The sequence below is a fragment of the Aldersonia sp. NBC_00410 genome, assembly GCF_026342035.1.
GTDB lineage: Bacteria > Actinomycetota > Actinomycetes > Mycobacteriales > Mycobacteriaceae > Aldersonia.
Map to the genome: position 1 here is coordinate 24,234 of NZ_JAPENM010000013.1, position 21,225 is coordinate 45,458.

The window sequence follows — 21,225 nt, forward strand, 5'->3', positions numbered from 1 at the left end:
TCGGTAGCCTAGCCACCCCTTATATGCCATGTCCCCCTTGCCATCTCCAATCGCCGCTTGCCTGCCAGGGCTGTCCGATCAGCCACCGGGATCGGGTGTTTCCGACATCGCCAGTCCTTACCGCCAGTCTCACGATCAACGTGTCAGACCAAAGATCAGTCCACCGCTGTTCAGACACTCCCACTCCCCCTGCCAGCGTGCGATGGATGGTGCGAAGGCTTGCGCGAAGGCGTGTGCGAACCACGAGGTTAGTGTGCGGTGGCTGCCCAGGTGGTGCCGTGGCGGATGTCGATGTCGAGGGGTACCGACAGGGTTATCGCCGTGGTCATGGCGGTCTGGAGGAGGCGAGCGAGCTGATCATGTTCACCGGGGGCGACTTCGAAGAGCAGTTCGTCGTGGATTTGCAGGATCATGCGTGATCGCAGGTCGCTGCGGTTGAGTGCGGCGGCGACGTCGCGCATCGCGAGTTTGATGATGTCGGCGGCGGATCCTTGGATGGGTGCGTTGAGGGCTGCGCGTTCGGCTGCGTCGGCGCGGGTGGGGTTGGCGCTGGACAGGTCGGGTAGGTAGCGGCGCCTTCCGAGCAGGGTTTCGGTGTATCCGGTGGTCCGGGCTTGTTCGGCCACGCTTTGGAGGTAGTCGCGGACGCCGCCGAATCGGTGGAAGTACGCGGCGCGGTGTTGGCGTGCTTCGTTGACACCGATGCCGAGTTGGCCGGCGAGGCCGCGGGCGGTGAGGCCGTAGGCCAGCCCGTAGGAGATGGCTTTCGCGCGGCGTCGTTGTTCGTTGGTGACGTCGGCGGGTGCGACTGCGAATGCTTCGGCAGCGACGTAGCGGTGCAGGTCCTCTCCGGATTCGAATGCGGCGATGAGCGCGGGATCTCCGGAGAGGTGCGCCATGATCCTCATTTCGATCTGGCTGTAGTCCGCGCTCATGATCGTATCGAATCCTGTGGCGGGGGTAAATGATTCGCGGATTCGTCGCCCCGCGGTGCTGCGGACGGGGATGTTCTGCAGGTTGGGGTTGATCGAGGACAGCCGCCCGGTCGCGGTGACCGTCTGGGTGAGGGTGGTGTGGATCCGCCCGTCACTGTCGATGGCCTTGAGCAGGGTGTCCACGACGCCGCGGAGTTTGGTCGCTTCACGGTGGTCGAGGACATGCCGAAGGAACGGGTGGCCGGTGCGGTCGTACAAGGATTTCAGCGCCGCGGCGTCGGTGCTGTGGCCCGTCCTGGTGGCTCGTGTGGCGGGCATCTCGAGGGTCTGGAACAGCGTGGTTTGCAGCTGTTTCGCCGATCCGAGGTTGACTGGTTCACCGAGCAGTTCGCCGGCCGCGGTCGTGGCACGCGCGGCGGTGCCGGTGAAGTCGCTGCGCAGCTCCTGCAGTTTGTCCCGGTCGACGGCGACACCGATGGCTTCGACGTCGCCGAGCACGGGCAGCAGAGCGAGCTCGACGGTGCGGTAGAGCTGCAGCATGCCGGTGCGCGCGAGTTCGGCGTCGAGGACGTCGCCGAGTTCGGCGACGTGCCGGGCCGCGGCCACCAGCGTTTCCGCTGGGGGTCGGTGCGCGCCGAGCAGCGAGTTCTCGAGCGCTGCGCCTGCTTCGGCGCTCCTATGCGGGAGGTACCGCGCGGCGAGGTCGCCGAGGCGGCACGATCCGTCGCCGGGCGCCAGCAGGTAGGCCGCGAGCGCGGTGTCGGCGTCGACACCGTGCAAGGCCCATCCGTGCCGTCGCAGGGCCCGGATGGCGGGTTTCGCGTCGTGCAGTGCTTTACGGGTGTCCGGGTTCGCGAGCCATGCCGCGACCGAAGCCCGGTCGGTTTCGGTTGCCGTGGCGAGGTCGAGGTAGCCCGCCGTGTTGTGGACCGCGACCGCGATCGCGGTGAGATCGCCGTGCGGCCCGAATTCCGCCGCGACACCGACGCGGCGGCTGTAACCGTGTTCGGTGAGCCAGCCGGCAGCATCGCGCAGCTCGGTGATCTGACCGTCGTCGCCGCTGGTGTCGGGTAGGCCATCCAGGATCCGGGAATGCAGCTGCGGCAGACCGAGATCGGTGAAGATTTCGTCGATCTCGCCGCGCGAGGCACGCGGTGGCCGTTGGTGTTCGGCCGGAAGGTCCACTGTAGTGAGTGCGCTGCGTTCCCGGTTTGCGCGGACGGTGTCGAGGTGTGCACGTAGTGAAGCGCCACCGCGGCCGGCGATGTCGTCGACACGGGCGAGGATGGCGTCGAGGTCACCGAACTCGCGCAGCCACCGCGCGGCGGTCTTGGCTCCCACTCCGGGCACGGAGGGAAGCTGCAATGCCGGATCGCCGCACAGCGCGACGAGATCGGCGTGACGTTCGGGCGTCACGCCGTAGCGCTCCCGGATCCGGGCGGGCCCCAACTCGACCAGCGCAGAGCCCGGGCCGTTGCTGCGCAGCAGGTTGATCTCGTCGGTGACGAGCTGCGCGAGCCGGGCGTCGGCACCGAGGACTCTGATCCGCACACCCGGACCCGTCTCACGCACCGTCAGCGACGCCACGACATCGCCGGCCGCAGCGGCGTCGGCTTCGACGATCGTGATTCCCAACGCTGTCAGGATGTTTCGGATGACCGGGAGCTGCGCGTTCAGTTCGGCCGGTAACCCGGTCACCTGCCCGGCGCCGGCATCATCGCATTCGGGAAGGACCACCACCACCCTCGTCGGCGAGCGTGCGTCGATGGCGTCGAGCAGCACGGTGAGAAACCCGTGGACAGCGTTCACGGGTTCCCCGGCGCGGGTCGCGAAACTGGTCACCGCGACGCTGTTGAAGGCGCGGTCGAGCAGCGAAACGCCCTCGACGATCAGCACCCCGGCACCCTCACTGGTTTCGCTCACGAACGGAGCCCGAGCTCCACGGCCAGGACTGACAGGTCAACCTTGGGAGCGTCCTCGGACCATGTTTGCCCGCGACCTTTCGTCATGAACCGCGCCTGGATCTGCCAGGGCGCCATGCGGTTCATCACCTCGTGCACGAGGACGTCGGCGTGGAACCTGGTTGCGACGGTGGTGACGTCGATGGGTTCGCCGCGGCGGCGCAGTTCGGTCAACGCCCGCCCTCCACCTCTGGTCAGCACAACCTGCCGCCACGGCCCGGCATGCAGGTCGAGGACCATCACCAAGTGCTGGTCGAGCCATCCGTCGCGTTTCCATGGCGGCAGGATCCCGCGGCCTTTCGGTAATGCGATCGCGCGGATCGCTTCGCGCGCGTACTCGGCCTTCGCCGCGGCATGCTTCTCGACGGCGGCGCCGCCTGTGGTCAGTGCCGCCAGCCGCGCGGCGGGGATCGCCGCGGGCGCCTCGTCGCTGCCGGCGATCCAGCGCCGCACCGTTCTCGTACTCACGTTCTCGACGCGTGCGACGGCAGCGACATCGACTGCGCCGCGCGCGGTTTGGCCGTAGCAGTCCCGCAGCAGCTGCGCGACACGTCCGCGGGTCCACACCGGGCCCGCGGGCACTTCGTCCGGGCGGCCGGTCACGTCGACCCGCTGTCGGGAAAACCGATGTCGTCGAAGTGGAAGACGTTCCAGTCCTCGGTGTTGCCGTAATCGTCGCCGGCCGCGTAGCCGCGCATCCAGTCGAGCAGACCGGCCTCGCCCCCGTCGACGTAGGAGTTCCACATCGCGTCGACCTGGTCGGGGTCGAGGTCCCAGTAGACGGTGCGGTCGCGCTCGTACCCTTCCACGCCCTGGTAGCCGGTGACACGCAGCCGCGCACCATAGTTCAGAGCATGCTTGCCCTCGCTGGTGCTGCGCCGCGCCTGCACCGCTCGGCGCCGCCCGGCTTTGGTGGTGACCGCGCGCCGGGCAGTCCCGGCGAGGTGCGCGAGGTTGTCGGTGTTGGGGGTGCTTTTCCCGTTGAGCCAGCGGTAGACGGTGCTGCTGTGCACACCTTCACCTTTGGCCGCCGCCTTCACATCGACCGCCCCGCCGCGTTTCCCCGGTCCGTAGGCGGCGATGAGCGCACCACGAACACCCGCATGACGGGTGGTGTCGGCGCCGCTTCGCCCGGTGATCGCGGCGAAGACCTTGGATCTACCGGTGTCGGCGAATTGCTCGATGACGTTGCGCACGTGGATTTTCGAGACGCCGAGCGACTTGGCGACGTTGTCGACGTCGACGGTGCCGTTCACGATGGAGCCGCCGCCCTCATTGCGCAGGTTCTCGAGCGTGGTCCACGGATGTGCCGCCGGGAACGGGTCACTCATCCGCGCTGCCCTCCCCCGCCGCCGCGTGCTCGCCCGCGACCCAGTCGGTGTACTTGGTCAGCAGATGCTTGCCCTTGTACGGGCGCCCGTTCAGATAGGGCAGCTGATCTGCGAGCAGTCCCGACCGTTCGGGCTTGTACTGCCCGAAGGCGCGACCAAATGTTGTGCGCCGCTTCGGGTCAGCGGCCTCGATATCGTGCATCGGCCAGGCCGTGACCGGATCGGGGTCATCGGAGGCGTAGCAGACACTGTCGCGGGTGATGGCCAGCGGCCAGCGCCCGGTCAGCTTCCCGACCTCGTGGACGCGGTAGACAATATTCGCGACCGCTTTCGCGATGATATGGAACCGCCGCTCGGGCGAGTACCCGGGCAACGGGTTGTTGTCCTTGTCGATCAGGGACTTGCTTGCCAGCATCCCTACCCCCGCCGTGCGGATCAGCTTGAGCTGGTCCCGGACCGCCTGCAGATCGGGGTCCGGCTTGTCGAGGTCGACAGTCGCGCGCGCGAACGGTTCGTACCAGCCGCGCAGCACCCGCCCGTGGGTGTGCCACACGTAGGCTTCGTGGATCTCGAGCTGGTAGTCCAGTTCCACGGCCCGCGCGAACATCGGCGTGGTCACCCACTGCGGGCCGTCGAACCTGCGCCCCGCGACGGGGTTGAGCGGATGCGGGAACCGCAAGTCCAGAGGATCCCCGATAGTGGTGAGAATGTATGCTGGGCACCGGTCGTCGAATTCCCACTCCCCGGGCCCGTAGTGCGTGGGCAGCCCGATGGGGAGCTCGAGCCCCGCGATCGGCCCGGTGTGCGAACCGCCACGGTCATAGCAGTGCAGATACCGCAGTCCCGCTTCCACTTTACTCGGTTCGCGGCTCCATTCGATGTCGGCGGCAATGATCCTGCCCGGGGCCTTGAACGTCGATCCCGCCATCACGTCCCCGTTCCATTGCTCGGGCGACCAAGTCTGGGAACGCGATTCGCGCATCATGTCGATTGCGGTCATCGGCGCGCTCACTTTCCACGGATATCCGAGCGTCGAGGCGATCAGCCCCAGCCGCCGCGCCGTCACCGCCGCGCCCGGCTCGTCGGACAGGATCGGCATGTCGTCGCGGCGAGTGCTCAGCCCCGACATCAGCACGACCCACATCCCGGTGACCCCCTCGCGCCACACTCTCGTCCAACCGCCGAGTCCGGCCGGTTCGCCGCTCCTGCCGCTCATCGACCACCCCGCGGCGACGGCGTCGGTGACGAACGGCAGCGTCGCGGTTAGCTTGCGCAGCTCGTCGTTGCGCCCGCGCCGCGACATCGCGGTGATATCGGTGATCCCGAACCGCTGCGCGAGGGCGTCTGTGATCCAGATCTGTCCGGGCTCGCTGAACGTCTTCGACAGGCGTGTGCCGAGGCCGAGCTCGGAGGCGAACTCGACCAGTTCACCGACGTGGCGGCACTTCTGGGGAAGTGGGCGGCGGGTGCCGTCGCCGAGGAACGCGCCATCGACGTCGAGCACCACCGCCGGACCCGTGAACGGCTGCTCCCGGGTCGCAACGCGGGTAGGTGCAGCGATCTCCGTGTCCACCTCGTCACCGTCGACCAGATCGTCACGCACAGCAGGATCGTCGCCTGCTCGGTCCTGATCGTTCTTCCCGCCACTGGCAGCGGCCGCGACGTCCTCATCGACCGGTTCACCGGCCGGGCCTTTCGAATCCCGGTTCTCACCACGGCGCGTGTCGGCGGGAAGGGCGGTCTCCTCAGCATCGGGTGTCGCCGAGGCCTCGACGTCGACGATGCTGCTAATGCCCTGCGCGGTGGTGACCAGCCCGGCCGAATCCAGCGCCGCGGCCACATCGTCAATGCTCTCGGGCTGGACCAGACGCACCAGGTCCTCGTCGGTGAACACGTCGAGCTCGACGCGCCCATTGACTGCCATGCGGCCGAGTCTGCTCGAACCATCCGACAGATCCAGGCCCGGTTCGACTGCGTACACCATGGCGGTATCGCTGACCTGCAGCGGCCATACCCGATACTCACGCGAAATCCGCATGGCCGCGGTCCGGCCACGGAACCGTGCGTGCCCACAAATCGTGGCCTGCCACGCCGGCTGAAGATGGTGCACCTGTTCGGGCGATTCCCACCGCGCGGCGTCGGCCAGGCTCGTGAGATAACTCGCCGCGCAACGATCCACGAGCTGCACAAACGGCATGTCCCCCAAGGCTTCCCGCGCCTCCCGTGCCTCACGAAGCGCACGCGCGAACGGTTCGAGCGCGCGCCCCTGCCTGGCCCACACCCAGGCCTCACCGACATCGAGATCGGCCACCGCCAACCCGGCACCGCCATCGCGAACCGTCGCGCACAGCCCTTCGAGTTCCACGGTCGTCAACCACGCTCGAACCGGCTCGTCGTACCGCATCCGCGGATCCGGCAGTGGCAAGAACTCGGGCAGCTCATCGACGAGCCCTGCGGCGGCAGGCAGAACGACGTGCCACAACGCGAATGGGAGCTTTCCCCGCGCGACCGCATCACGTGCGGCCACACTGTTCAGATGCTGCGTGGCCCCATGCCCGAGGTTAACCATTCCGGCCGAGGCGATCAGGCCCGCAACCTGTTCGAGCACAACGAGATCGACATCTTCGCGGAAGTCGTCGACGGGCAGTCTCGTCCACCGCGGCTGAACACGTTCCGACAAGGGACCCACGCCTGCGGGCAACGCCCCGGACCCAGTGACGACCAGACCTTTGCCGCGCTTGTCCCGCCGTGCGCGAATACGATCGACGATCGCCGATCCAGTCGTGACCGGATCCGTCCTAGGCAGCGTCGCGAATTGCCCGAACCACACGCTCAACCGCCGCCCGAGTTCGGCCGCGACGCTCTCGTCATCCCCCGCGTCCCCCTCGGCAAGCTCCGGCCCGAGCACCCCCGGCACCGGCAGCCCGGAATCGGTCCACGCGTATGGCTGCAGAATCACCTCGACCGCCATGCCACCGCGCTGCGACAGCCCAACGCGGTGGCCGTTGCCGCGCACCGCCCAGCCACGCTCCATCAGCGGAGCGGCGTTCGCTCCGATCGCCCTGGTCAGCGCTGCCCGGACCTCTTCCCGCCGCGCCTGCTCGGCCGACGGCCGCTCCGCGATCTCCCACCCCAGCAGCGCGCAGGCCTTCCGCCCCACAATCCACAACTGCGGGTCCGCACCATCCGGGCACCGAGTCAATCTTCCGCTACGCGAAGCCCATTCGAGCAGCTGCCCGAGCTTCTCCACCGAATCGACCGGCCCGGTCAACGATGCCCCCGAAGCAGTCCTGGATCCCCGCGACGTCACCACGATCGCATGCACATCCGCCCGATCGGCAGAAACACCGGCGACCTCCTGCGGCCCCCGCTCACCGGTCGACATCGCCACCGCTCCCACCGAGTTGGGTACGAGCACAGAGCTCGGCATATTCGTCCGCACCGAAATCCTCGGGCAGGCTCGCCCGCAACGCACGCAACAGATCGGCCAGCACAATGGGCGGCTCGGTGTCCGGGTTCGCAGCAAGATCGGCGACGAAGCGCCGCAGAAACGCCGCGGCTTCCTCGGGCTGCGAGCGCCACATCCAGGTCACCACGCGCCCCATCGGCTCACCCACTTGATCGAGGTGGCCGGCGGCCGCAATTCGGGCCCGGGCCTGACCGGCTTCTCGCATGCCGAACGCGCGCACCAGCTCGTCGCGAACATCATCGGGGAGTTCACCGTTCACCGACATCAGCACCGCTTCGGCCTTCCGGTACGCACCGACGTAGACCCTCGCTCCGGGAACGTCCACCTGCTTCATGAACGCGGGCAGATGCTTGCGGAAGGTCGTGATCGGCTGCACTTCACGGAAGGCGCACATGCCCAAACCGTACTAGATGAGCTACATCATCATGTACATCATGATGTACGCGCGTGTCGCATCATCTGCGAGGCACGTTCGTGTCTCGCGTGCCGCGCTGATAATTGCTCCGATCGCGTGGACGGAGGCCTGACCGATAGGCACATCCATACTGGGCGAATGAGAAACGTCGAAGGACGACCGGCCCGCCCAACGTCGTCGCCCCTGGAAGCGATCCTTCACCGAACAACCCGCAGACGCCGACGACAGTCGTAGCAAAGACTTTGTCGACCGATCGTCTGACGCAACTGCGATGCTAATCATTGGGATTGGCGGCCGGTCGCTACACATCGCCACCTTCGTCTGCGTCTACTTCTGAATCCAATTGGGCGATGCTGTCATCTACATTTCTGGGGGCTTGGCCTCCGCCGAGGGCATCGCTGATGCCGATTCCGTCGCCGAAAGCATCGCTGAGGCCGAGCGCTTGTGGGGCGATATTGAACTTGCCGAGGGCATCGCTGAGGCGGCGAAGTTCCGGGATGGTCCCGTACGCGGCGAGGGCATCGCTAAGGCCGGGTAGTTCCGGGGCGATATTTAACTTGCCGAGGGCATCGCTGAGGCGGCGAAGTTCCGGGGCGGTCCCGTACGCGGCGAGGGCATCGCTAAGGCCGGGTAGTTCCGGGGCGATATTGAACTTGCCGAGGGCATCGCTGAGGCGGCGAAGTTCCGGGGCGGTCCCGTACGCGGCGAGGGCATCGCTAAGGCCGGGTAGTTCCGGGGCGATATTTAACTTGCCGAGGGCATCGCTGAGGCGGCGTAGTTCCGGGGCGGTCCCGTACGCGGCGAGGGCATCGCTGAGGCTGGGTAGTTCCGGGGCGGTCCCGTACGCGGCGAGGGCATCGCTGAGGCGGCGTAGTTCCGGGGCGGTCATCCCTACCGCGTCAGCTCTCGCCCACGACCGTCGCATCGGATCGTCAGAGCGAGCTTCGAGAGCCTCTATGGTGAGACCGATTAATCGGTGATCGGCGGCGACAACCACGCGGCCTGAGACGACGAGTGTTTTTGACGTTTCGCTGACGTCCATCCGGTGATTTGTGACCTCGAGGCCGACCTCCACCTCACAGCTGAACTGGGCAGTCCAGGTTCCAGCGGCTCTGTGCGCTGCCTCGCTGAGCCGGAGGGAATCGTGCTCCCGAATGCTGGAAATCACGGTGGCAGACAATGTATCTAAGGGAAGCGCAGCAGACCGCGGCTCTACTTCCGCGCGGAACAGCGCTAGAACGAGTGCCCGGTCCAATTCGGTTTGGTCGACCGACTCCCAAAGTTCCGCAAGTTCTTCATCCGAAAGAGGTGCGAACTTGGACTGCAGGTGCTGTTCCAAGCGGTGTAACCCCCTGGCGTAGAACACGCGGTCAATCAGGCCCCTGGCCGTGAGCTCCTGCTCCAGTTGCTGGTGCCATCGAAGAGGATATTCCTGTGTATCCCTGGGATCCTTGGAACCGTCGCCCTTCGTGCCGAAGTCCGAATAGTTGTCGCTTACGAACCACACGTCACAGCTCGGATCCCGCTCCGCAATCGACAGCACGGTCAGCCAGATCAGGGTGTCGCGATATCCATCCTTGGTCGACTGGTCCTGACCGTGACCGTGACCGCTTGAGACGTACGGAGCCCTGCGTTCCGAAGCTCGGCGTGCGATCTCCATGTGACTGATCGAGCTAGGTACCGGCACGACCTCCACCCCGCACACTTCGAGCCGGGCTGTGAGTTCGTCCTCATAGCGGGCATGGCGCGCTTCCGCCGCGCTGAGGATCGCGTCGATCTCTGTCCGCCGGCCGAGTTGGTCGACCCAAGCCACGAGCCCTTTCAACTTGTCATATGAGGGCCGCCACACCCTGTGGACCACGTTCACCGTTTCCATCACCACGACTGCTGGCACAGCGAACTGCAGCTGCCACTCCTCCGCGTGGGCGTGAAGGACGATCCAATCGTCAGAATCCAGGTGCGGGGACCTCGATACGATGTTGCTATCGAGGATGATGATCGACTTGGTCACCTCAGTAGTTTGTCCGAGCACCAGCGTATTTCGCCACGAAGCGTCACCCGTTCCCCGGGATTTGTGGATCGTCGAGGGCCTCCGCGATCAGGATCAGCCGCCGCACCCGGCCCGCGATCGTGTCTTTACTCATCGGCGGGTCGGCGAGGCTCCCGAGCTCGGCGAGACCGACCGTCGGGTACTCCATACGCAGCTCACCCGCCGCCCGCAGATGATCGGGTGCGAGGTCACCGAGGCGTCCGAGCGCGAGGCGGGCGCGTTCGGCCATCCTCACCGCGGTCTGGACTGCGCGGGCGTGGTTGGCGTCGGTGAAGTTCTCTTGAGACCGGCTTACCCCACTCGGCACGAGGTCTCCGCTGTGCGCGAGCAGCGCAGCGTGGCGGTCAGCCCCGATCCGTTCCAAAAACGCCACGACTGGGTCGGCTCCGCGGATCGTCACGGTGACTTCGCGACCGGCATAACGGGGTTCGGCCAACACCTCGAGCTTGCGGGCCATCCCAAGGACCGCGCTTGTCGCGAGCGGACCCGGGCAGGCGATCGCCAGTCCCATACGGATCCGCCCACGGTCGACGTGACCCGAAGCGAGGAACGCTCCACGGATCGCCGCCGTCGCGATCTCTGGCCCACCGGAAACGATCGCGGGATGCAGCCCCAGCATTGGCCGCCCATGCGGATCCATCAGCCCGGCATGGCGCGCGAGTCGGTCTGCGGCACCGATCCGCACCAAATACCGATCCGGCCCACGGGCAGCGGCCCGAGTCAATTGCAGCACTCGGGTGCGGACTCCGAACAACGCGGCCAGCTCACGCTGCAGGCGTCGCACGACGGGCAGCGAGTCGAGTTCGACCTCGATCATGGTGGCACCGGTGATCGTCTTGAGGCGCGCGCCAAAGCGCAGCAGCGTCGACAGTTCGGCGAGACGAGCCGCCCGGTCGATGACCGTGACCGCGCACAGTTCCTCCTTGATCGCACCGCCAACTCCGCCCGCGCCGATCGGCGGCGTGGCTGCCCGGTTCCCGTCGCGGCCCAGCGCCGGGCGGTGCGATGCCGTCTCTGCAACGGTCGCGGTCGTCTCCGATTCCACCGCCAAGGCGTCGGTGCTCTGGGTCATGTCAGCGTTCCTCCGTCGTTCGTTGGGAATGGAGCGTTCGCGGTGATTGCAGTGCCGCGAACAGTGCGCTCGGTGGACGGGCCGGCGTCCGTGCGATGTCCTCACCCGCTCAGCTCGCCGGGTGTCCGGTGATGGTGATCGAGGACACCGCGAAATCGGAGGCACCGCCCTCGTTCGCCGGTACCGGGCCCACGGCGAATCCCGTGTCCCCCTGGCCAGGTCCGGCTCCGGTCGGCTCTGCCGTGGCAAGGATCGTGATCTGAACGACCGACGCCAGGACCGGTGTCGTGATCGGGGTGACGACCTCGTCGCGCACGCTCTGGGTCTGCTCGGTGAAGGTGCTGTGCGCGGTGTCGTCGAAGCCGTATTTCACCGTCGACACGGTGCGGTGCTTCACCCATTCATCGCTGCCATCGGCGTTCGTTTTGTTCCAGCCGGGCACGATGCCCATGCTTGTGATGACGTACGGGTGATCGAGATGAACGGTGAGGACCTGGCCGTCGATCCCGTAGACACGCACACATTCCCAGGCGGTGTCGAGGTCGCTGTCGAATGCCTGCATCGGATCGGTGCTGCCGGCGGGGCACCTGCTCGAAACCGATACCGGGCGGAGGGGATGGTCACCGGCAGACGGCGCCGGCGAAGCGGTCCCCGGACCTGCGGACGCGGCCGGAGCCTCGGTGCCGGAACCAGGGACGACGACGAACGGTGAAGCCTCGGTTTGGTCACCGCCCTCGCCGCCCGCGATCCGCATGAACCCGACCACGATGACCACCGCCACGCCAGCTACGCACGCCAGTTTCGTACGGCCCTTGGCGCCCTTCCATCGCGACAACGCACGCTCGGTGACCGCGCGCCACCGGGGCTTCTCGGAGTCTTCGTCGGGTTCGGACTGGGTGTCGGGTCCCTCCGGTCCAGCAGCCGCCGAGGGCGTTTCGGCCGGGGCCGGGCCACGCAGGGACCGGTCGAACGGATCGTCATCCTCGGGTGCCGAGGCAACGGTGACCGGATCGGCCACTGCGGTACCGGCCGCGGCCCCACTGAGGACGGATTTGATGAAGTCGCTAGCGTCGGACACTGGACCTTCCGGGGCTGAGGTCTCGCTCGCATCGACGTCCACGTCGCGCGAAGGGATGGGCTCGTCTAGGTGCCCGTCGGCGGCCAGCAGCAGATCCACGATCCCGTCTCGGGTGAGACTGCTTGTGGGGCGGCTCATCGGCTCGGTCTCCTGTGCTGGTGGGTCGCGTGGAAGCGATGCACCCGATCGTATGAGCGTGCGGATCGCTATTCGTGAATCCGACCGATCGATCTTGCGGCCCCCGCCGGTGCACGCTCAGGCCGCTGCGACCTCGTCGCCGAACATGCCTGTGTGCGGTTGCGCGATCGCTTCGCGCAGCCGCGCCCGGGCGCGCCGCAACCGAGTCTCGAGACGGTCTTCGGGCAAGCCCATCGACTGGGCGAGTTCGCGCACCGACACCGGCTCATCCGCGGCGTACTTCGCTTCCAGCAGCGCCAGATCGCGTCGCTCACGCGCGGTCCGAGACCGCGCCCATTCCTCGATCTCCGCGACGGTGATGTCCTGCCCGAACGGCTCGGCGCCGTTTTCGGCCGCGAGCTGACTGGCTGCCCTGGGGCCGGCTTTCGGTCGGGGTCCGTCGTGCCTGTGGAACTCCTCGGGCAGCAGCTGCTCACCGTGTAGATCAACGGGTACTTCGCGCCCCGGGGTCCGCCGGCGCCGGCCGACGCGATCCAGTGTTTCCCAGTAGATCTTCTTCGCGTAGTCCTCGCCGCCGTGCAGCTCACGAACGACGGTGTAGAACGCCGCCATCGTCGTCTGCGCCTGCACGTCGGCGCGGACCTCCCTGTCGACCCAGTCGTAGTCGTCGATGTCCACCGACCGCGACACCGTGCGCAGCGTGCGCATGTGCCGCAATGCCAGCAGAGCCCCTGCGACTGCGGTCCCGACGTTGAACGCCTCGACCAATTCAAGGTCGCTGATATCGGCTGTGTCGCCGCCGAGGCCGGCGAGCTGCGCCCGGGCGCGTGCGGTACCGGTTTCCCTCTGCAGTGACTCCTCGATCGTGGTCCAGATCGGCGCGGTCATCTCGTTCTCCCCTGGTGCGGATGCGTGAATAAGAGGAGAAAAGCCGCCCCGGTTGCGTGCTCGCGGTTGCGCGGACGGTTGCGGTTGTTGCCGCGCTGGTTGCGCCGCGACGGTGGAATGCAGTTGCGAACCGCGCCGAATCCGGGGTCTACCTGCATGAACTGGAATGTGATGCAACTGTGACGGGTTCGGTTGGCGGAACCCTGATCCGGACGGCCCGGGACCGGCTGGCGTTGCCGGCACCCGGCGAACACCGGCCCGTTCGACGCCGCGTCCGCCGGGTGCCGATCGCGCCGGGCTTCGCACGAGTGGCCGCATGGCGCTACGCGGAGCCGTGCGTGCGGGCGGACTGGTACCGGTCCGCGCGCTGCGGGGATCGACGTGGTGCGCCGCTGTTCCTGGCCCGGTCCGTGCGGTCCTGGCCTCGCTGTCGCGTTGCGCCGTGCACGCCGAGATCCGGGCCTGGTCGTGCCACCGCCCGCCCGGCGGGGCGCGAACCACTCACACCGCGACCGCCTGCGCAGCGCCGTGGGACTTACCGGGCACGATGGCGCAGGCGCGGGTGGGCGTGACGGTGCATGCAACAACCGACAGGAAATGCGGAATCCGCTACTGACACGGGAACTTCCGGCATCCCCCGAAATCCCATAATCAGGAGGTACGCTCGGGCGCAGCAGCGGCCCGCTCAGGGACGGCGGAGCCCGAGCGACCCCCAGTGGGGAAGGTTGCGAAACCGCGGCGCCCAGCAACGTTGCCGCCCACCACCGCGAACCACCACCCGCTGTATCGCGCAGCCTTGCAAGGCCTCACCCGAATCGGGTGGGGCCTTCCTTCCTACGGGTCCCGTGCCGCCACTCACCGCCGAATTGCCCGGGACGATTCCGGGAGCGCGACCGTCTTTTCATAACTTTCTGGGCTCCCGGTGACGGAATCGGCCTATTCGAGTCCCTATATCCCTCTGTGTAACCACGCGCCGCCGGCAGTCCCAGCGCGTCCGGCGACCACGCCGCCCCGGCGGCCGGTCGTCCACACATCGAGAGGAACCCGCGACCGAATGACCGCCACCGTTCACCAACTCCGCGACGACGAGACCAAGGTGCGCAAGTTCGTGCGCGACCTGAGGAAGTCGCTCAACGACCTGTTCGACGCGCCGCTCGACGAGGAGCTCGCCGCCGAAGTCGTCGACCTTCTCGTCCGGGAGGCCCCCGCGATCCGCGACGCCTGCGGCCGTGTCTCCGACCCGCGCCTTGACCCGAACCGACCTATCCCGGACGGACATTGAGATGCCTGTCGATACCTCAGCCCCCATCCGCAGCGGCGACGTTGTCGTGGGCTCCGGGGCCGACGCGGCGCTCGCCCGGCGCCGACGCAACCGGCGCCGCGCGATCGCCGAACGTGTCGTTGCCGTACTCGCGATCATCGGCGGAGTTGCCACCATTCTCGGCTGGGTCCGGCCCGATCCCGCGCCACCGGTAACGGCGGCGAACTCCTCGGTTCCGGTGGCGCAGCTCGTCGGTTCGTTCGCCGCCGATTTCGCCGAGACATTCTTCTCGGCCAAGACCGGTGACGACAAGAAGTTGCAGGCCTACATCACCCAGCGATCGGTCACGCTTCCCAGCGTCGCGGCGACCGTGTCCGACACCCGCGTCGTCTACCTCAAGCAGCTCACTTCCCAGCCGCATTTGCAGACGTGGACAACCGTCGTTTCGCTGCGAATCAACGGCACAACCAACCCGTCCAACGAGCGCTCGTTCTACCGAATCCCGGTGTCGGTTTACGACGGCGCACCGCGCGCGCTCGCGCTGCCGGAGCGGGTCGATTCACCACCGATCGGGATCGACGTTCAGCTCGCCTATTCGACGAGTATCGACCCCGGAACCGAGCTGTACGCGCTCGCGAACGGCTTCCTGGCGGCATACCTCACCGGGCAGGAAGACCTCCCCCGATACACCGCCGCGAACTCGACCATCGCCACCATCGTTCCCCCGCCCTACACGGCGGTCACCCTCACCGGCGTGCAGGCCGACAAGCCCGCATCCGACAACGAGGTTGTGCACCTGTTCGTCACCGCCGAGGTCCGCACCCGCACCTACTCGACCACGCAACTGCAGTACCCGATCACCGCTGTCCGAGCCTCCGGCCGGTGGCAAGTCCAGGCGCTCGACGAACAGCCGCTGATCACCCCGAAACTCACGGCTCCGCCATCGGCGCGATCCCCCGCCGGCACCCCAACCCCCGCGCCACGAACGACCACCCCGGCCGTCCGCTGATCAGCAGAACAGGACCAAGTCGATGAACACCAACGGCACAGCTGACCTGAATACCCTCATGAGTCATCTCGGCACCTGGATCCACATATTCGGATTCGGCGCCATCGGCATCGCCGGTCTCGCCTTCTATCTGTTTCACACGCTCAAGCACAAGTTCAGCCCGGCAGCGCAGGCCGGCGCCCTTCTCGGCATCCTGATGGCCGGATTGGTCGTGTGGTACCTGCCGGCAATGCTGTCGGTCACCCGCAACTCCGGCGACGAGATCACCGGTATCAACAGCGGCACTTACGGCATGCACGTCACCGCGCCCGAACGCCACCAGCTCCCCGGCGTAGGGGGCCGCGCGTGACCGACATCGTCAAGGTCTACACCGGGTCACGAAAGTTCCCGATCGTCGTAGGCAAATTCACCAACGGCAAACCGATTCCGCTCGGACCGTACACACTCACCCAGCTCGTTACCGGCGTCACGATCATCGTGGCGTTCACCGCGATCGGTATCCTCGCGCGGCTGAGCCCGCTGGCGGTGCTGGGGCTCAGCCTCGTCGGCGTGGTGCTCGGCGTGATCGGCGTCCTCATCACCGGACAGATCAATTGGGACGGGGTCCCGATCACACACCGCCTCCTGCGCGTCCTGGGCCTCGTGCTGACCGCCCGCCCGGTAGCGGCAACCGGGGAACCCCAATCGCCAACCGGGGAAGCCTTCCTCGACGAGGACGACATCACCGAAGACGACGACAAACGGTCCGCGACACATCACAACGGGCACGTTCTGCAACCGACCCGGCACGCGAGCGGACATCTGCAACTCAACCGCGACGGCGCGGTCACAGCCATCTACTTCGTCAACCCGCTCGACTACGGCCTACGCCCGGCCGGGGAGAAGGAAGCTGTGCGCGGCGCACACAAAACCCTCATCCAGGCCGTCCCCACCGGCACCGTGTTCATGGGTATCGAGGCCCCGATGGACCTGCCCCAGATCCTGTGCGACACCGTCGGATCGGCCGACATCGACATCCTCGACGAATACGCCGAGGAATGCGTCGCCAACTTCGAACGCTTCCGCCTGATCCGCCCAGGTGAGCGGATCCACCTGATGTGCATCCCCATCAGCGTGCCCAGCCAGGCCGGCAACCTCTGGCGCCGGCTGCGCACCCGCACACCGCGCCACGAGATCCTCACCGACGAGCAGATCGCCGCGGCCAACGCGGCCGCCGAGTCAGTGCTGTCCAAAATCGACGACGGCTTCGAACCTAAGCCCGCGCCCGCACCGCTGCTCGCATGGCTGTGGGAGCACAACCTCACCCGCGGAATCCATTCCGCGCCGCTACCGAACCGGGGCGCGGACCTGCCCGCTGCCAGCACAACATTCATGTCGGCAACCCTCGACGAAGGCGCCCAGTCCGACCGCCCGCATCCCACGCACAACTCACTGGTCATGCGCCTGGCCGCCGCGCTTTCCCTGCGGCTGCGCCCCTCCCGGACACCGGTCGTCAAAATCGACTCCGCGATCGGCACCGCCTACCAGTCCATGCTCACCATCCGGTCCTTCCCCACCGCGGGCATGGTGTTCCCCGGCGGATCCGAAATCCTGTCTCTGCTCGACGGCATCGACAAGGACCGCGAGGTGTCCGCCGACTGGGCGATGCGCGTCGAGCGCCGCGACGCCGACCAGACCGTCCGCAAGAACTCCGCGGCCCTGCGCCGACTCGACGAGCAGGTCGACCAGCGCGACCACGAACAGTCCTTCGCGCAGAACTCCCTGATCGGACGCGGACAGCAACTCGCCGAATACACCCAGCATCTCGAGGACAGCGACGGCGAATCCGAGATCGTGTTCACCACCGTCGTCGCGCTCGGCGCCGCCAGCATCACCGCGGTCGGCAACGCCGTCGACAAGCTCGCCCTCGCCTACAAGCCCGCCAAGATCGAATGGCGCCGCCCGGTCGGCGCCCAGATCGATTTGTGGAGCATCTTCAATCCCGGCATGCCGGCCGCCGGAGCGTGGGAGGACTACAGCCACCTCACCGCCTCGGACCTGTGGGCCGGGCTCGTCCCCTTCATTCAGTCCCGTGTCGGAGACCGCACCGGCCCCATCATCGGCGTCAATCTGCTCTCCGGTCACTTCGAGCCCGTGCGACTGAGTCTGCGCGACAAGGTGCTCAACAACTTCTCCGGCTCCATCGCCATCGGCGGCGACACCGGAGGCGGCAAATCCCACTTCCTCATGAGCCGCTGCTTCGACATCGTCGACCTCGGCGGGCAATTCCTCGCCATCGACACCACCGAAATGGGTGAATACGCACGCCTGGCCGGCGCGATCACCGACGCCACCATCGTCGACCTCAGAGACCCCCGGGTGTCTTTCGACCCGCTGCGCATCTTCGCCGAGACCCCGCACGAGGGAACCGACATCGTCCTCGACGTTCTGCTGCCCCTGCTCGGCACCGACCCCATGGCCTCGCGCGGCATCCTGCTGGCCAACCTGCTGTCCCCGCACAACCGCGCGTCCACCCTCACCAGCCTCCCGGCACTGCACCGCCACCTCGCCGACCTCGCCGACCGGGAGCGCGGAGATTCCGACGACGCCGCGGCGCTGCTTCGCGCCATGAACGCGATCGCCCACCGCGCCCCGGTCCTGTTCGACCTCGACCTTCCCGTCCTGACCCTCACCACCCCCGCGACAGTGGTCCGCACCTACGGCATCGACCTACCCACCATCGAGGAAATGCGCACCGAGCATCTCTACAAGCGGATGGGCGCACCGAAACTGCTCGGGCAGGCGATGTACGAACTCACCGCCGTCGTCGCACGCAAGGCGTTCCTGCGCCGCAACGGCCGCTTCGGCGGGCTGATCACCGACGAGGCCGGCCGGATGACCGGCTCACCGATCGGGCGGCGCGTGATGCGCGACTTCTCCACCGACGGCCGCAAGAACAGTGCCGCACTGCTGATGGCCTCCCAGGATCCCTGCACCCACTTCGAAGGCGTCGACGAGGACCTGATCCCCACCCGGTTCGGATTCAGGCAGGTCATCGAGAACCTTGCGCGCGGCGAGCTGAAATGGCTGGGCATCGATCCCGACGAGAACCCGCACATCCTCAAGCAGCTGCGGTTCAACACGTCCCCGATGAACGAGCACGGGAAAGTCACCCCCGGTCGCGAGGGTGAGTGCTTCATGCGCGACGGCCGCGGACGGATCGGGCGCATCAAAACCCTCAGCCCCGCCCGTCAGGCACGCATCGACGCCATCGACACCACACCCACCCTGGACGGCCCGAGAAACTCATGAGACTCGACGGCCTCCGACGCCGCTTCGCGCTACTCCCGGAGGGGGAGTGGGACTTCGAGGCCTCCCTGGCCCACCAGATCGGCGGCCGGTTCGTGGGCTGGATGAACGCGAACCCGTGGCGGCGCAGGATCGGGTGGCCGCTGCTGATCACCGAGCTGCTGCTGGTCCTCGCCACGACCTTCGCCCCCGAGGCCGCCGCGGCCACCACCGCGACCGGCGTCTCCTGGACCGGGGTCACCGACTCCTACAGCGTCCCCGCCTCGTCCTACATGTTCTCCACCAACCACGGCTCGACATTCAATCCTTTCGGAGACAGCGGCCAAAGCACCATCCTGCAGATGCAGTTCGGGCTCTACCTCGTGATCACCGTCTCCGCTGTCTGGTTCATCTCCTACGCCATGAGCTTCAACTGGATCGGATTCTTCGCCAAACCGCTGCAGGAGATCAGCGCCTCGATGAACCACAGCCTGATCGTGCCGGGCATGCTCCTGGCCTGCGCGAGCATCGGCGGTCTCTACGTCGGCTTCCAGTTCTTGCGCGGCAACATCTCCCGCGGTGCCATCCACATCGCGTCGATCATGCTGCTCGCCGTACTCGGCACCACCATCTTCGCCCACCCACTCGAACAGGTCCTCTCACCGGACGGACCTGTCGCCGCGGCCCGCGACGTAGGCGTCACCATCTCGGCCGCGGTCACCTCCAACAACGACACCGACCCGAAAACGATGACCAAGACCCTGCAGGCCAACCTGACCGACAACTTCATCCGTCATCCCCTGCAGGTGTGGAACTTCGGCGAAGTCATCGACTACCAGTCCCCCATGTGCGCCAAACCCTGGTCGGACGCAATGAAAACCGGTGACGAAGACCGCGTCAAAGACTCGATGCGCGACTGCGGGTCCCCGACATCGGCACGCATGAAATCCATGGCCGACCACCCCAACGGCGGACAGATCGGCACCGGCTTCCTGCTCATCTTATTCGCCATCCTGTTGCTCGCGTTCGGAGTGAAATTCGGCGGCAAGATCATCGAACGATTCCTCCAAGCCGCCGGCATGGCGCTGCTCGCCTACCCCTCCTTCGCGGTCAGCCAGATCCCCGGCGCACCCCAAGTGCTCTACCTGCGCTGCATCGCCGACGCCCTGATGGCCGCACTCTCGATGGTCAGCTACATCGTCCTGCTCGGCGTCTACGCACTCGGGCTACGCTCGGCATTCGACGCGTCCCGCGAGAACGGGATCGCCGTGATCTTCATCGGCGCGCTCTTGATGGTCCTCGGCGTACGCGCGGTCAAAATGGTCGGCCACGCTCTGGAAAACGCCGGCCGCCGACTCACCTCGGGCCTGAGCAAAGCCACCGGCAACACCCCGGGACCGGTCCACAAGATCGGCCCCGGGCACACGTCCCACCACCTGCGAAACATCGCCACCACCGCGGCGGTCGTCGCGTCCCCTCCCGCCCGCGCCGCCCTCGCCGCGATACGCGTTGTCCCCCACGCCCTCCCGAACCGCGCAGGCAAGACACCGGCCGCACACCCCGCGTCCACTTCTCACCACGCGCCGACCACGCCCCCGACACAACCCAACGACACCGGCGAGAAGACCAGCGCCCTGCCCGCCATCACCACCTACACGCACACACTCGCCGACCGCAGCGGCCTCAAGCACGCCTTCGGCACACGCACCGTCAGCACCCCTACCGACCCGAAACATCCCGCGCACCCCGACAACACCGCTCACCTCACCCGCCAGGCCACCGCAGCCCGTGAGTTGGCCAGCAGCAGCAGCCACACCCCCGCACCAGCGGTGCCGGCCAACGCCAACGCGCACACCGACACCCCGCGACCGTTCACCCCGCCGGCACCCCCGCCCACCGACGACGCGCCGCCACCAACCGCCGGCGGCGCACTACACGCCGCGCCCCCCGCCCCCCAACAGCACCCTGCGACCCCCGCGCCGCTGCCGTTCCACACCCTGCCCGGCCCGGTGCACACCGCACCGCAGCACCGTGCCGACCCACCACGCCCCACACCCGCCGACGGCGACAAACCCGTCTCACCGGCACTACGCGGGCCGACACCGTTCACCCGGCGCCCCCTCGCCGCGGCAGAGCCGCGGCCCGTACGCCGCCCGCCACCAGGTTTGAGCGCATCATCCAACAATTAAGCCCGCGACCAGTGCGACGATGCGATTCAGCCAAGTTCGCTCGAAAGGCAGACACCGATGGCGACCACCGCGCAACCACCGAGCCGGCCCGGCACCGCACTGCACGCGGTGGCCGTGAGTGCCCTAGATGGCTGCGGTGATCGGCACGCCCACCGCCGCCGC

The 21,225-nt window shown here is 67.2% G+C and carries 14 protein-coding genes; 5 read left to right on the forward strand and 9 right to left on the reverse strand.

All coding sequences use genetic code 11. From position 1 onward, the window contains the following. Positions 1 to 248 precede the first annotated feature (248 nt). The 9 genes from polA to OG921_RS24100 all read right to left on the reverse strand — a co-directional run bounded on the left by polA (position 249) and on the right by OG921_RS24100 (position 13,337). On the reverse strand, positions 249 to 2,858 hold the full coding sequence (gene polA, locus OG921_RS24060) for a DNA polymerase I (RefSeq protein ID WP_266115098.1): 2,610 nt from the start codon (positions 2,856 to 2,858) through the stop codon (positions 249 to 251). Then, a complete protein-coding gene (locus tag OG921_RS24065) occupies positions 2,855 to 3,499 on the reverse strand; it encodes a hypothetical protein (RefSeq protein WP_266115099.1) in 645 nt (214 codons plus the stop codon). The genes polA and OG921_RS24065 overlap by 4 nt, the downstream gene beginning before the upstream one ends. After that, positions 3,496 to 4,227 (reverse strand): helix-turn-helix transcriptional regulator, encoded by a 732-nt coding sequence (locus OG921_RS24070; protein ID WP_266115100.1) that lies wholly within the window; start codon positions 4,225 to 4,227, stop codon positions 3,496 to 3,498. Before OG921_RS24070 ends, OG921_RS24065 begins: the two co-directional genes overlap by 4 nt. Further along, positions 4,220 to 7,657, reverse strand: coding sequence for a hypothetical protein (locus OG921_RS24075; protein WP_266115101.1), 3,438 nt, complete (start codon positions 7,655 to 7,657; stop codon positions 4,220 to 4,222). The genes OG921_RS24070 and OG921_RS24075 overlap by 8 nt, the downstream gene beginning before the upstream one ends. After that, on the reverse strand, positions 7,599 to 8,090 hold the full coding sequence (locus OG921_RS24080) for a hypothetical protein (protein WP_266115102.1): 492 nt from the start codon (positions 8,088 to 8,090) through the stop codon (positions 7,599 to 7,601). Before OG921_RS24080 ends, OG921_RS24075 begins: the two co-directional genes overlap by 59 nt. A gap of 322 nt (positions 8,091 to 8,412) precedes the next feature. Then, a complete protein-coding gene (locus OG921_RS24085; protein ID WP_266115103.1) occupies positions 8,413 to 10,122 on the reverse strand; it encodes a PIN domain-containing protein in 1,710 nt (569 codons plus the stop codon). Between the two features lie 43 nt (positions 10,123 to 10,165). After that, entirely contained in the window at positions 10,166 to 11,233 is a 1,068-nt protein-coding gene (gene whiA / locus OG921_RS24090; protein WP_266115104.1) for a DNA-binding protein WhiA, read from the reverse strand. 109 nt (positions 11,234 to 11,342) lie between these two features. Continuing rightward, positions 11,343 to 12,449 (reverse strand): hypothetical protein, encoded by a 1,107-nt coding sequence (locus OG921_RS24095; RefSeq protein WP_266115105.1) that lies wholly within the window; start codon positions 12,447 to 12,449, stop codon positions 11,343 to 11,345. A gap of 117 nt (positions 12,450 to 12,566) precedes the next feature. Beyond that, entirely contained in the window at positions 12,567 to 13,337 is a 771-nt protein-coding gene (locus tag OG921_RS24100; protein WP_266115106.1) for a hypothetical protein, read from the reverse strand. Positions 13,338 to 14,391: 1,054 nt separating this feature from the next. Here OG921_RS24100 and OG921_RS24105 point away from each other — a divergent pair. The 5 genes from OG921_RS24105 to OG921_RS24125 are packed head-to-tail and all read left to right on the forward strand — an operon-like array spanning position 14,392 to position 21,063. Further along, complete coding sequence (locus OG921_RS24105; protein ID WP_266115107.1) at positions 14,392 to 14,619, forward strand: hypothetical protein; 228 nt, start codon at positions 14,392 to 14,394, stop codon at positions 14,617 to 14,619. 1 nt (position 14,620) lies between these two features. Then, positions 14,621 to 15,607, forward strand: coding sequence for a conjugal transfer protein (locus OG921_RS24110; RefSeq protein WP_266115108.1), 987 nt, complete (start codon positions 14,621 to 14,623; stop codon positions 15,605 to 15,607). 22 nt (positions 15,608 to 15,629) lie between these two features. Further along, positions 15,630 to 15,956, forward strand: a complete 327-nt coding sequence (locus tag OG921_RS24115) for a hypothetical protein (protein ID WP_266115109.1) — start codon at positions 15,630 to 15,632, stop codon at positions 15,954 to 15,956. Further along, the gene (locus OG921_RS24120) at positions 15,953 to 18,898 is read left to right on the forward strand and encodes an ATP-binding protein (RefSeq protein WP_266115110.1); all 2,946 of its coding nucleotides are present in this window, start codon (positions 15,953 to 15,955) and stop codon (positions 18,896 to 18,898) included. Before OG921_RS24115 ends, OG921_RS24120 begins: the two co-directional genes overlap by 4 nt. Then, the gene (locus tag OG921_RS24125) at positions 18,895 to 21,063 is read left to right on the forward strand and encodes a hypothetical protein (protein ID WP_266115111.1); all 2,169 of its coding nucleotides are present in this window, start codon (positions 18,895 to 18,897) and stop codon (positions 21,061 to 21,063) included. The genes OG921_RS24120 and OG921_RS24125 overlap by 4 nt, the downstream gene beginning before the upstream one ends. Positions 21,064 to 21,225 lie beyond the last annotated feature (162 nt).

Bases quoted from the DNA above. Each gene is read 5' to 3' on its own strand.
- OG921_RS24105 (WP_266115107.1), top strand. From the start codon at position 14,392: ATGACCGCCACCGTTCACCAACTCCGCGACGACGAGACCAAGGTGCGC.
- OG921_RS24075 (WP_266115101.1), bottom strand. From the start codon at position 7,657: ATGCCGAGCTCTGTGCTCGTACCCAACTCGGTGGGAGCGGTGGCGATG.
- whiA (WP_266115104.1), bottom strand. From the start codon at position 11,233: ATGACCCAGAGCACCGACGCCTTGGCGGTGGAATCGGAGACGACCGCG.
- OG921_RS24125 (WP_266115111.1), top strand. From the start codon at position 18,895: ATGAGACTCGACGGCCTCCGACGCCGCTTCGCGCTACTCCCGGAGGGG.
- OG921_RS24080 (WP_266115102.1), bottom strand. From the start codon at position 8,090: ATGTGCGCCTTCCGTGAAGTGCAGCCGATCACGACCTTCCGCAAGCAT.
- OG921_RS24095 (WP_266115105.1), bottom strand. From the start codon at position 12,449: ATGAGCCGCCCCACAAGCAGTCTCACCCGAGACGGGATCGTGGATCTG.
- OG921_RS24070 (WP_266115100.1), bottom strand. From the start codon at position 4,227: ATGAGTGACCCGTTCCCGGCGGCACATCCGTGGACCACGCTCGAGAAC.
- OG921_RS24100 (WP_266115106.1), bottom strand. From the start codon at position 13,337: ATGACCGCGCCGATCTGGACCACGATCGAGGAGTCACTGCAGAGGGAA.
- OG921_RS24110 (WP_266115108.1), top strand. From the start codon at position 14,621: ATGCCTGTCGATACCTCAGCCCCCATCCGCAGCGGCGACGTTGTCGTG.
- OG921_RS24115 (WP_266115109.1), top strand. From the start codon at position 15,630: ATGAACACCAACGGCACAGCTGACCTGAATACCCTCATGAGTCATCTC.